This window comes from Bacillus sp. FSL W8-1127, assembly GCF_038006725.1.
GTDB lineage: Bacteria > Bacillota > Bacilli > Bacillales > DSM-4216 > Bacillus_O > Bacillus_O smithii.
Window position 1 is genome coordinate 759,375 of record NZ_JBBOVU010000001.1, and the last position, 11,700, is coordinate 771,074.

General features: G+C 40.6%; 10 protein-coding genes, 3 tRNA genes and 2 pseudogenes. All 15 read left to right on the forward strand.

What is annotated here, in order from left to right; all coding sequences use genetic code 11:
• The first annotated feature begins 2 nt into the window (after window positions 1-2).
• Window positions 3-77 (forward strand) — tRNA-Gly (locus NST12_RS03615).
• A gap of 5 nt (window positions 78-82) precedes the next feature.
• Window positions 83-156: transfer RNA gene (locus NST12_RS03620), tRNA-Cys, on the forward strand.
• An 8-nt stretch (window positions 157-164) separates the two neighbouring features.
• Window positions 165-247: transfer RNA gene (locus tag NST12_RS03625), tRNA-Leu, on the forward strand.
• Window positions 248-903: 656 nt separating this feature from the next.
• Window positions 904-1,809: a LysR family transcriptional regulator gene (locus tag NST12_RS03630; protein ID WP_327798135.1), complete on the forward strand. Its 906-nt coding sequence runs from the start codon at window positions 904-906 to the stop codon at window positions 1,807-1,809.
• A gap of 144 nt (window positions 1,810-1,953) precedes the next feature.
• Entirely contained in the window at window positions 1,954-2,985 is a 1,032-nt protein-coding gene (locus NST12_RS03635; protein ID WP_048622748.1) for an LLM class flavin-dependent oxidoreductase, read from the forward strand.
• Window positions 2,975-4,315, forward strand: a complete 1,341-nt coding sequence (locus tag NST12_RS03640) for an LLM class flavin-dependent oxidoreductase (protein WP_341100273.1) — start codon at window positions 2,975-2,977, stop codon at window positions 4,313-4,315. The genes NST12_RS03635 and NST12_RS03640 overlap by 11 nt, the downstream gene beginning before the upstream one ends.
• 13 nt (window positions 4,316-4,328) lie before the next feature.
• The gene (locus NST12_RS03645) at window positions 4,329-4,589 is read left to right on the forward strand and encodes a glutaredoxin family protein (RefSeq protein ID WP_048622750.1); all 261 of its coding nucleotides are present in this window, start codon (window positions 4,329-4,331) and stop codon (window positions 4,587-4,589) included.
• Between the two features lie 331 nt (window positions 4,590-4,920).
• A complete protein-coding gene (locus NST12_RS03650) occupies window positions 4,921-5,760 on the forward strand; it encodes an amino acid ABC transporter substrate-binding protein (protein ID WP_048622751.1) in 840 nt (279 codons plus the stop codon).
• A 34-nt stretch (window positions 5,761-5,794) separates the two neighbouring features.
• Window positions 5,795-6,499, forward strand: a complete 705-nt coding sequence (locus tag NST12_RS03655) for an amino acid ABC transporter permease (protein WP_341028577.1) — start codon at window positions 5,795-5,797, stop codon at window positions 6,497-6,499.
• Window positions 6,500-6,526: 27 nt separating this feature from the next.
• Entirely contained in the window at window positions 6,527-7,225 is a 699-nt protein-coding gene (locus tag NST12_RS03660; protein ID WP_341028580.1) for an amino acid ABC transporter permease, read from the forward strand.
• Window positions 7,222-7,566, forward strand: a pseudogene (locus tag NST12_RS03665) (ATP-binding cassette domain-containing protein); the annotation flags it as partial. The gene NST12_RS03660 and the pseudogene NST12_RS03665, both read left to right, overlap by 4 nt.
• A 111-nt stretch (window positions 7,567-7,677) precedes the next feature.
• Window positions 7,678-8,961 carry an IS110 family transposase gene (locus NST12_RS03670; protein ID WP_341100278.1) on the forward strand — a complete coding sequence of 428 codons (1,284 nt, stop codon included), beginning with the start codon at window positions 7,678-7,680 and terminating at the stop codon, window positions 8,959-8,961.
• A gap of 379 nt (window positions 8,962-9,340) precedes the next feature.
• A pseudogene (locus NST12_RS03675) lies at window positions 9,341-9,769 on the forward strand (amino acid ABC transporter ATP-binding protein); the annotation flags it as partial.
• A gap of 23 nt (window positions 9,770-9,792) precedes the next feature.
• Window positions 9,793-10,332, forward strand: coding sequence for a GNAT family N-acetyltransferase (locus NST12_RS03680; RefSeq protein ID WP_156179211.1), 540 nt, complete (start codon window positions 9,793-9,795; stop codon window positions 10,330-10,332).
• The gene (locus NST12_RS03685) at window positions 10,319-11,494 is read left to right on the forward strand and encodes an amidohydrolase (protein WP_341100286.1); all 1,176 of its coding nucleotides are present in this window, start codon (window positions 10,319-10,321) and stop codon (window positions 11,492-11,494) included. The genes NST12_RS03680 and NST12_RS03685 overlap by 14 nt, the downstream gene beginning before the upstream one ends.
• Window positions 11,495-11,700 lie beyond the last annotated feature (206 nt).

Below are 11,700 nucleotides of genomic sequence, written 5' to 3' on the forward strand. Positions count from 1 at the left end.
ACGCGGAAGTAGTTCAGTGGTAGAACACCACCTTGCCAAGGTGGGGGTCGCGGGTTCGAGTCCCGTCTTCCGCTCCAATGAAGGCGGCATAGCCAAGTGGTAAGGCAGAGGTCTGCAAAACCTTTATCACCGGTTCGAATCCGGTTGCCGCCTCCATATAATAAGCCGATGTGGCGGAATTGGCAGACGCGCACGACTCAAAATCGTGTTCCCTTGTGGAGTGTGGGTTCGACTCCCACCATCGGCATCGAATATAGAGATAAGGGGTTTCACATAGTGGAACCCCTTGTTTTTATATTTGGCTCTATGTCAATTGTTGGAATACACTTATCGAAGTGCCCCCTTTTTTGTAGTTGACTAGATGAGTGAACATAAAGCTTTATTTCTTAGTCTCTTAAAATTCCGGTTCTATACTAAATGTTGGGGTTGAATCTTTTCAGCCACGAAATGAAATTCCCTAATTTGAACGTTCATTCGATGACAGGTTGGATAAAGGCCTGTTTTTTCTATTATAGAAGGCGGTAAAAATCGCTTTTGTAATCGCATGAAGGTTTATTTCTCCTAAAATATAGATTTTAAGCTCAATTGATAAGGATTTTAAGCTTTTTGGTGAAACGGATATCAGCAAAACATCGGTTCTCGTAATCAAAAAAAAGAGCAAAGAGTCAAAGGCGTATGTATTAAAGGGGGAGGTACTTTTATAGGTTGGAATAAAGCACGAATCTCTTACGGTTCAATTAACTGAATTTACTTTATTTATGGAATTTTTTAAAATATACTTTACTAATCGGAATAATATGATTAAAATAAAAAAACAAAATACCGTAGAATTGACGTTCAATAACTCCTGATGCATCTATGTTCGGGAGCTTTTTATTTTTTATTAAAAAAGGGGTGGAGAAGATGAACATTGATCATATTGAAGCTTTTATGTATGTCGTCCATTTTAACAGCATTCATAAAGCAGCGAACGCTTTGTTTTTATCACAGCCAACGGTTACGGCGCGGATCAAAGCATTGGAACGAGAATTGGATACAGAACTGTTTGAACGGGAGGGTAGAGGCATCAAGCTGACGGAAAAGGGGGAAATGTTTATTCCGTATGCTGAGCAGATTATTCGCACTTTTCAGCAAGGAAAAAAACTATTGAAAAAAAGAGCGGATCAGGAAGAGGTAGTCATTGGGGCCAATATCATTACATCTCAATATTTTATCCCCATTGCACTGCCGCTTTGGAAAAAAGCACATCCGGAACTCCGGTTTAAATTTATTTCAGCGTCTAACGAGGTGCTAGTAGATAAGCTGCTCCAAAAGCAGATTGATGTGGCGTTCATGAAAGAAGTGTCGCATCAAGCATTGCAGCATCAACCGCTTCTTGACAATTCAATACGGCTTGTCGTAAAGCCGGGACATCCTTTTCAGTTTCAGTCAAAGTTATCCGCACAGCAATTGGCTCTTGAACCAATGGTCTTTTTTGAATGCGGAGCGTTCGACTGGAATCGTGTACACAAAATTTTTGAAGTGGCGAACGTGGAACCGCGAATTGAATTTCACGTGGATCATCTTGAAGTGGCAAAATCACTCATTCAAAGCGGCAACGGGTTCGGATTTCTGCCATATTTATGCGTTAAACATGAACTGGAAACAGGCCAGCTGGTGGAAGTCAATGTCGATCATTTGATGATGCTGAAACAGCATATTCATGGAACATATTATGGACCGGAGCCTCCTTTTTTATGGAATGACATTCTTTTGTCAATTGAACAATTCGAAAAGAATGCTGTTTCATCATTCTCTCAAACAAATTGATAAATTTTATTAATGAATCGCTTAAATCTTTCTATCGCTTGAAGTATTGCTTTTTCGCTATTTCCGATGATAGGATAAATACCAACAAATAAAACAAATTAATCACACCTGTAAACTAAGAATAAAAACAGGAGGAAAATGGATATGAGTTATCAGCTTGGATTGTTAGATCAAAGCCCGATCCTTGAAGGCTCTTCAGCTGTTGATGCCTTGCAGCAAACCGTTCGCCTGGCCCAAAAAGCAGAAGAATGGGGTTACTCGCGCTTCTGGGTGTCAGAGCATCATCATTCGGAACAGGTAGCGGGGTCGTCTCCGGAAGTTTTAATGTCATATTTGCTTGCCAGAACGAAGTCGATTCGCATCGGATCAGGAGGAGTCATGCTTCAACATTATAGTCCTTTTAAAGTTGCGGAAAATTTTCATGTTTTGTCTACTCTTGCTCCTGGAAGAGTCGATCTTGGGATCGGGAAGGCTCCGGGCGGCCTGCCGTTATCGACAAAGGCGTTGCAGTTTGGCACCGTGAATGACGGACAAGATTTTGAAGAAAGATTTCTTTTTTTGAAAAAATTAATTGAAAATTCAGTGGATGAAGATCATCCGCTCGCCGGTATTGAAGCGACACCTATACCGCCGGAAAAACCCAACCTTTTTTTACTCGGGGCCAGTCCCAGAAGCGCTCAGCTGGCAGCTGACCTTCAAATTCCTTTTGTATTCGCCTTGTTTATTAATGGCGACGTAAAGGTGCTGGAAGAATCGGCGCACGTTTATCGCAACGGCTATCCGGACGGACGTTTTCTGCTATCCCTTGCAGCAGTCGCTGCCGATTCGCAAAAAGAGGCCGAAGAACTGGCGAAAGATCAAAAAATGTATAAAGTCCATCTGCAAAGCGGCCGTATTGTCACGGTTTCTACATTGGAACAAGCACATGCTTTCGGCAAACAAGCTGAGCAGTCTTATGAAGTGGAAGAACAAGCGAGCTATATCATTGCCGGAACCTCTGTCTATGTAAAAAAAGTCTTAAATAAATTCCATGCATCCTATCAAGTGGATGAATTTATTTTGCATTCCCCTGTTCAAAAGGTAGAAGAACGGATTCGGTCTTTTCAGCTGTTAAGTCCAAACGGCTCGAATGACGATTATTTAACCGAAGAAGAGGGTGAAACTTATGTCTCATAAAAAACAGATTCAATTGGGGATTATGTTGCACGGCCCGGGAAGTCACATGAACGCCTGGAAAGATCCAAGTGTTCCAAAAGATGCCAGTGTTAACTTTCAGTATTACAAGTCTATTACTCGACAAGCTGAAGAAGCCGGATTTTCTTTTGCTTTTGTTGCTGATGGACTATATATAAATGAAAAATCCATTCCTCATTTCTTGAATCGGTTTGAACCCATCACCATCTTATCTTCTCTCGCGTCAGTAACATCGAGAATAGGGCTGGTCGGTACGATATCAACCACTTACAGTGAGCCATTTACGGTTGCCCGCCAGTTAGCATCGCTGGATAAAATCAGCGGGGGGCGTGCTGGATGGAATGTTGTCACTTCTCCTTTAGAGGGATCTGCAAAGAACTACAATAAAGGTGAACATCCATCGCATTCTCTTCGATATGAGATAGCGGCAGAATTTTTGCAAGTAGTAAAAGGATTGTGGGATTCATGGGAAGACGATGCTTTTATACGAAATCGGCAAACCGGACAGTTTTTTGATCGAAATAAGGTTCATGTATTGAATCATAAAGGTCGTTTCTTTTCTGTCGAAGGACCGTTAAATATTGAACGTTCGAGTCAAGGGCAGCCCGTCATATTCCAAGCAGGTTCTTCTGAAGCCGGTAAAAATTTGGCTGCAAAAGAGGCGGATGCTGTTTTTACCAATGCAGAAACTCTCGAACAGGCCCAAGCTTTTTATAAGGATGTAAAACTGCGGGCAGAAGCAAACGGACGGAGCAGAGATGAGATTCTCATTTTCCCGGGGATTCATCCGATTGTCGGTGCAACTATAGAAGAAGCGGAAGAAAAATACGAAGCGATTCAAAACCTTGTGTCGATTGAAGAAGCTCTCGATTATTTAGGACGATACTTTGATCACTTCGATTTCAGTGTATTTCCGCTTGATGAGCCGTTTCCTGATATAGGCGATGTCGGGAAAAATAGCTTCCGGTCGACAACCGATCAAATTAAGCAAAATGCCCGCGAAAAGAACTTAACGCTTCGAGAAGTGGCCTTGCAAGTTACGACACCGAAAAGCGTTTTTTTCGGTACGTATGAGCAAGTAGCCGATCAATTGATTGCCTGGGTGGAAGGAAATGGAGCGGATGGATTTATTTTTGCCCCGCCTGTTCTCGGCAGCGGCTTAACCGATTTTATCCGTCACGTCATTCCGATTTTGGAAGAACGCGGCTACTACAGCAGGGAGTACAGAAGTGAAACATTAAGAGGAAACTTAGGACTGCCGTTTAAAGAAAATCGCTATGTAAACAAAAAAGAAAATCATTTTATTAACTAGGGAGGAACGATAAATGGGAGAGAAAGCGTTATCAGTAGTGGTTTGGGCAAAAGAAGGATGTCGTTATTGTGAAGAAGTAAAACAATTTTTAGAAGAAAAAGGTATTCGTTATCAAACGGTGGATGTAACCAATCATGATGAACTCCGTGATATTTTAGAAATTAAATATGGTATCCGGCATGTACCAATTGTTGAAATCGGTCGTGGAGACGTGTACGAAGGTATCACGCAAATCGGGATCACAAATCTTGAAAAAGCATTGAGTACTCATTAGTAATCATATGTTTCATTTTTGATTTAAAACGACTAAATGAATTTGTTTAATGATGATTAATAAATGTGCGCCTGTCTTTGCGATAAAGCTTTATAAGCGTGCCGGCATATTCATGAGTACAATATAAATTTTTTTATATCAAACTAGCTTACTACAGTTGGCAATCTATTACTTTTTGATTGCTGTTTGTTGAAAAAGGATGTGTGTTCTTTCATCAAGTGTTTTCCGTTTTTTACAACAAACGATGCGAGAAAATGAGCTAACACTGCCCTTTTCGGCAAAAATTATTAAGAACCGATTGTGAGCAGAAATGGTGAGTGGAGGAAAGAGGATGAAGAAAAAGATCTGGTTTATTGTGACATTGCTATTTACATTTTTTCTGGGAGCTTGCTCGCCAAAAGAAGGAGCAGTTTCATCAACTGATGCCAATGCAGATTCGAGTTCCAAAGATACAAAAAAAGGGGTACAAACCATCATCGTTGGTACCGGAACACAGTTTCCTAATATATGCTTCCTTGATAAAAACGGAAAATTGACTGGATATGATGTAGAGCTCGTTCGTGAAATTGACAAAAAACTTCCTGAATATCAGTTTAAATTTAAAACGATGGAATTTTCTAATCTATTATTAAGTCTTGAAACAAGAAAAATTGATTTTATTGCCCATGAAATGGAAGTAAATAAAGAGAGGAAAGCCAAGTTCCTGTTTAACAAAGTTCCTTATAATGTTTTCCCTCTAAAAGTGGTGGTTCATAAAGATAATAACGATATTAAATCGATTAAAGATTTAAGAGGTAAAAAAGTCGTCGTAAGTGCCACAAGCAATGCGGCCGTTTTTCTAGAAAAATACAATAAAGATCATAATGCCGGCATTAATATAGTGTATTCTGGCCAAGGATCAGATGATACAGTCAACCAAATACGTACAGGAAGGGCAGATGCGACCATTTCAACACCATTTGCCGTTGATTTCTTGAACAAATCAGCTGATGCACAAGAAAAAGTAGTGGGCAATACCCTTTCCGACTCGAAAGTGTATTTCTTATTTAGAAAGGATGAAACGAAACTTCAAAAACGTGTTGATGAAGCTCTTCGAGAACTGAAGAAGGAAGGCGTTGTGAAAAAATTGAGCCAAAAATGGCTGGGAGCGGATTACTCAGTTGGGTTTTAATTTGAACGATGAAATAAAAGGAGGGATTTAAGGATTGGGTAAAGCATTTGACATTACATTAGTCGGTGATTTTATACCACAGCTTATTCAATATTTGGGTGTCACTCTTCAAATTTTAGCCGTTTCTATTGTACTTGGAATCATTATAGGAATCATAGCCGCTATCTTGCGGCTTTTCCGCATTCCAATTTTGTCGCAGCTGGTGGTCGTCTATGTTTCTTTTATTCGTGGCACACCGATATTAATTCAGCTATTTTTGATTTTTTACGGTATCCCTTCATTATTTCAATTAATCAATATCGATTTGTCAAAAGTGGATCCTTTATATTCTGTCATTGTTGCTTATGCATTCAATAATGGCGCCGTTTTTTCCGAAATATTTAGAGGAGCCGTGCAAGCCGTTGATTATGGACAAACGGAAGCTGCGTATTCTGTCGGGATGAGTGAGTCGCAAAATTTTTTCCGCATCATTGTTCCTCAAGCCGTTGGTATTGCATTCCCGAATATTGCCAACACCGTTATTAGTTCGCTGAAAGATACATCTTTAGCCTTTACGATCGGTGTGATGGATATGGTTGGGCGAGGAGAAACATTGATTGCTTCCACAACTCACGCACTGGAAGTATATATTTCACTTTCAGTTGTTTATTACATTGTGGTTGTCCTTCTTGAAAAAATATTCCGTTGGTTTGAAAAACGGGTAAATCGACATAAGTCCGGGGAAGTTTCTTCGGTATAGCCAAAACGGTGTAAAGGAGGGATGGAATTGGTCATTGATATTCCTTTTATATGGACGGCATTGAAGGAAATTATTAAAGCACTTCCGCTAACTTTGATGCTGACAGTCATACCACTTATTGTTGGATTTTTCATTGGACTGGTTGTAGCTCTTATTCGCGTGTATGAAGTAAAGGGGTTGTCTGCTGTTGCAAATGGATATGTTTCGTTTTTACGAGGAACTCCAATTATTATGCATATAATGCTCATTTATTTTGGGCTGCCGATGCTCCTCCAAGCGGCAGCTCCGAAATTAGCCATTTCATCTATTCCCGTTAGTGTATTTGTACTGACAGCTCTTTCATTAAGTGCCTGCGCCTACTTATCTGAAGTCATTCGCTCAGGCATTATTTCTATTCCGAAAGGCCAGGCTGAAGCAGCGTATTCAGTTGGTATGAGCACGTTTCAAATGATGGTTCGCATTATTCTTCCACAGGCTTTGTCGCAATCCATTCCTAATTTTACTAATATTTTTATCGGTTTTTTGCACACAACCTCTATTGCCTTTATAGTTTCAGAAAAAGAATTGACGGGAGCAGCAAAAATTGTTGCATCAAATAATTTAAAGTTCCTCGAAGCATACATCGCAGCGGGAATCATTTATTGGGTGGTTACAATTCTAGTTGAATCGATTTCATTGTTATTGGAGAAAAAAGCCACATCCTATGCTAGGGGAGGGGTTCGATGATTTATTTACACGGTATAAAAAAAGCATTTGGGAATCACGAAGTTTTAAAAGGGATAAATTTGACTATCGAAAAAGGAAAAGTCGTCACAATTCTAGGTCCAAGCGGTTCCGGGAAAACGACTCTGTTAAGGTGCATAAATTTTCTTGAAAAACCGGATGAAGGAATCGTTCAGGTAGGTGATGTAAAGGTTGAAGCAGCCAAAGCAAACAAAAAAGAAATTCTTTCATTAAGAAAACAATCAGCGATGGTTTTTCAACATTATAATTTATTCGCTCATAAAACAGTCCTTGGAAATGTAATGGAAGGACTGATTGTGGCTAAAAAAATGAATAAAAAGGAGCATTCCTGTAATGAGGAAATTTGAGGTTTGATAAAAAAAAGTCCCCTTGGTATAGTACAGGGTGTCAATGCGCGTTGACCCCGAATTTCAATAAACCAAGGAGGACTCAAAATGAATTATACACAAAATCAAAAAATCTCTCAAATTACACCATCAACTCTCATTGTAGGTATTGATGTAGCTAAAGAAAAGCACGTTGCCCGTTTTCAAGATGACCGAGGCTTAGAATTTGGCAAGAGATTGATCTTTGAAAATCGTATACACGGCTTTCAAACCTTATTAGATTGGGTTAATCATATTCAAAAAGAAAATCATAAGGACCACGTGATTTTTGGAATGGAGCCAACAGGTCATTATTGGCTAAATCTTGCTTACTTTCTTAAGGCAAAAGGATATGATGTAGTGCTAGTGAATCCCATGCACGTCAAAAAAAGTAAAGAGCTTGATGACAATTCGCCTACAAAAAACGATACAAAAGATGCTCGTGTCATTGCACAGTTAATGAAAGATGGGCGATACTCCGTACCGAACCTATTAGAGGGCGTATACGCTGAACTAAGGGAAGGCGTCAAATTACGAGATCAGCTCATCAAACAGCTTATGATCATTGAAGTGCGGATTGAAAACGTCATTCAGCGCTTTTTCCCAGAGTTTTTCGATGTGTTTGGAGATTGGAAAGGTAAAGCAGCCTTTTATACCTTGCGCATGTTTCCATTTCCCTCTCATATTCAAAAGTTGTCACCAGAAGAAGTGCTGCAAAAATGGAAACCGTATGTACAGCGTGGGGTTGGGCTGAAACGAGCAACCCGACTCGTAGAAGTAGCGAAAAAGAGCGTTGGGATTGAGACAGGAATCCAGTTCGCAAAAAGAGAATTGGATTGCCTATTGGATCAATATGAGCTTTACAAGAAACAGTTAGCACAACTAGATGAAGAACTAGAAGGTGTTGTTGAAAGCATACCAGGTGCGAAACAAATGACCAATATCCCGGGACTTAGTTACACTACCATTGCTTTGTTCTTTGCGGAAGTAGGAGATTTAACCAAGTACAATCATCCGCAACAATTAGTCAATCTGGCAGGGCTTTCTTTAAGAGAACACAGTTCAGGAAAGTATAAAGGGCAAACACGCATAACCAAAAGGGGTCGAAGACGTTTACGAAAAGCATTATACCTGGCCATTCGACCATTGGTTGCCCATAATCCTGTATTTAAAGCCTTGCATCATTACTATACCAATCGGCCAGACAGGCCGTTAAAAAAACAACAGTCTCTGATTGCCTTGTGTTGTAAATTATTACGTGTGTTATTTGCCATTGGTAAGAAACAGTGTGAGTTTGATGGATTAAAGCTATTAAAGGGATTACCTCAAATAAAAGCATTACAGGCTGCATAAAAGCTTTCAAACGACTTGTTATTCTGACAAACACCAATAGTGCAGAGTTGGAGTATATTTTCACCATTCGGGCATTAGACCCTGTAAAGGAGCATATCCAACCTCCACCTCATGGGTACGCAGGACGAAGGAATGTGTGGATCTTAAAATCCAGTGATACATGGGAGGGTGAGCGACCATGAGAAGTGTGGAGACTTCTTGCACGGTCATACATGATATTACAGATATTGTAAATCTGTATTATAGGATGCACCTTACCATGTAAATATATTGAATAAATACAAGAAATTTACACTCATTTGAGGTGAAGAAGCTATTATGTGTTAGCGAAATTTAAAGAAAACGCGAGAATTTTGAAGAAAATTAAAGTTTATAGAGGGAGGCGAGGGAAAGGAGCGAACAGGTGCTTGAAAAAGTCGGATTATTGGATAAATTAAATTATTTTCCAAGTCAACTTTCGGGAGGTCAGCAGCAACGTGTCGGCATTGCTCGTGCTCTTGCGTTAAATCCGGAAGTGATTCTTTTCGATGAACCGACTTCGGCGCTTGATCCTGAGCTTGTCGGAGAAGTGCTGGCTGTCATTAAAGATATTGCCGATGAAGGGATTACCATGCTTATTGTGACACATGAAATGAATTTCGCCCGCGATGTATCGGATCAAGTGTTGTTTATGGATGGCGGATTGATTATAGAAAAAGGCTCGCCCTATGAGATTTTTACAAAGCCGAAAGAAGAACGGACACGAAAATTTTTAAAGCGGATTTCAGGGGAACCGTCTGTCAGCTGGCTTCAGGAAACAGCACATTAAATAAGAAGGGAAGGATTGTAAACGTGATCCATAATGTACAGATACGTGACATGTTGGTTGAGGAAAAAGAAGTAGTTCGTCAGCTTCTAATTGACAGCTATCGCCAGTATGAGTCTGAATATCAAGATCCGGATGTTTGGGCCGAATATTTAGACCATATTGCGTTTTCTGTGGATAATCCGGATGTGGATCGGATTTTGGTGGCGAGAAGCGGGCAGGATATTCTCGGGACGCTGCAGCTGTTCGAGTCCTCGGAAAAGGCGTATGACCGGCCGGAACTGAACATCTTTTCTCCGATCGTACGGCTGTTGGCGGTTCATCCGAAGGCAAGAGGACATGGAATTGCACAAAAATTGTTGAAAGAGAGTATTCGATACGCGCAATCAAAAGGAGCGGCAAATTTGTATTTGCACTCAAGCGATAAAATGCAAAAAGCCATACAGTTGTATGAATGGCTCGGATTTAAACGAGATAAGTCTAAGGACTTTCAAAACCATGATATTTTAGTTAAGTGCTTTCGATTTGATATTAAAAAGGAGGCATCCGTTTATGAGTCCATCTAGTCTGGAAGACCGCTTAATTGCGATCCGACGCCATTTGCATCAATATCCGGAGTTGTCGAAAGAGGAGTTTGAAACGACAAAATCGATCGAGAAGTGGCTTCGTGAAGAGGATATTGACATCAGAGAAACTTCGCTAAAAACGGGTGTTTTTGCGGACATAAAAGGGAAAATACCCGGGCCTACGATTGCCGTACGCGCGGATATCGATGCACTTCCAATTGAAGAAAAGACAGGTTTGCCCTTTTCGTCCAAAATAAAAGGAAAAATGCATGCGTGTGGCCATGATTTTCATACTGCGGCTGCCATTGGTGCCGCTTATTTATTAAAAAAGCATCAGTCCGAATTAAATGGAACAATCCGTCTTCTCTTTCAGCCGGCTGAGGAATCAGGTGCAGGTGCAGATAAGGTAATCAAAGACGGTCAGCTTGAAAACGTCGATGCAATCATTGGTCTTCATAACAAACCGGATTTGCCGGTAGGGACGGTCGGGCTCAAAAACGGTCCATTGATGGCAGCGGTTGATCGATTTCAAGTGGTCATTCGCGGGACCGGGTCTCATGCAGCCTTGCCGCATAAAGGAAAAGATCCTATTATCGCGTCCGCACAGCTTATTACCGCTCTGCAAACGATTGTCAGTCGGAATGTATCACCTTTTCAAAGCGCAGTGGTCAGCGTGACAAAAATAGAAGGTGGCAGCACATGGAATGTCATTCCGGGGGATGTAACGCTTGATGGCACAATCCGGACATTTGATTCCGTCATTCGTGAAGAAGTGAAAGAGCGCTTTTATACAGTGGTGGAGCATATTGCGAAGGTTTATTCACAGGAATTTGTGATTCGCTGGTTTGCTGGACCGCCTCCGCTCATCAATGATGAAAAGGTGACTGAAACGGCACGCCGATCAGCGCAAAATCTATCCCTTCGTGTCATTGATCCGGAACCGTCAACGGCCGGAGAAGATTTCTCTTACTACTTACAGCAAATTCCCGGAACATTTGCCTTTTTCGGGTCAAACGGAAACGAAGATTGGCATCATCCATCATTTACTGTTGATGAAAAGGCCATTATCAAAGCTGCTTATTTTTTATATGAAACAGCTAAAAACCTGCTTATTGAATACAGCCAAATTAAGGAGAAACAAAAGAGCCATTCGACTTTCTGAAATAGGCCGAATCCCCCGACGTAGACTGTTAACAAAAAGGCATTTTTCATGTTCTTAAGAGTCTGCATAGAGGGGGATTCTTTATAACAAAAGAGCCATTCTTAAAAAATGATATGTTTTTAAATTGCAATATTAAATGCAACAAGTATTGAAAGACCAGATAACCCATGATTAAGTAGAATCGGGACACTCTGCGCGACTTGACG

Excerpts from the sequence above, each read along its gene's own strand:
- NST12_RS03630 (WP_327798135.1), top strand. The coding sequence starts at position 904 with ATGAACATTGATCATATTGAAGCTTTTATGTATGTCGTCCATTTTAAC.
- NST12_RS03635 (WP_048622748.1), top strand. The coding sequence starts at position 1,954 with ATGAGTTATCAGCTTGGATTGTTAGATCAAAGCCCGATCCTTGAAGGC.
- NST12_RS03640 (WP_341100273.1), top strand. The coding sequence starts at position 2,975 with ATGTCTCATAAAAAACAGATTCAATTGGGGATTATGTTGCACGGCCCG.
- NST12_RS03645 (WP_048622750.1), top strand. The coding sequence starts at position 4,329 with ATGGGAGAGAAAGCGTTATCAGTAGTGGTTTGGGCAAAAGAAGGATGT.
- NST12_RS03650 (WP_048622751.1), top strand. The coding sequence starts at position 4,921 with ATGAAGAAAAAGATCTGGTTTATTGTGACATTGCTATTTACATTTTTT.
- NST12_RS03670 (WP_341100278.1), top strand. The coding sequence starts at position 7,678 with ATGAATTATACACAAAATCAAAAAATCTCTCAAATTACACCATCAACT.
- NST12_RS03685 (WP_341100286.1), top strand. The coding sequence starts at position 10,319 with ATGAGTCCATCTAGTCTGGAAGACCGCTTAATTGCGATCCGACGCCAT.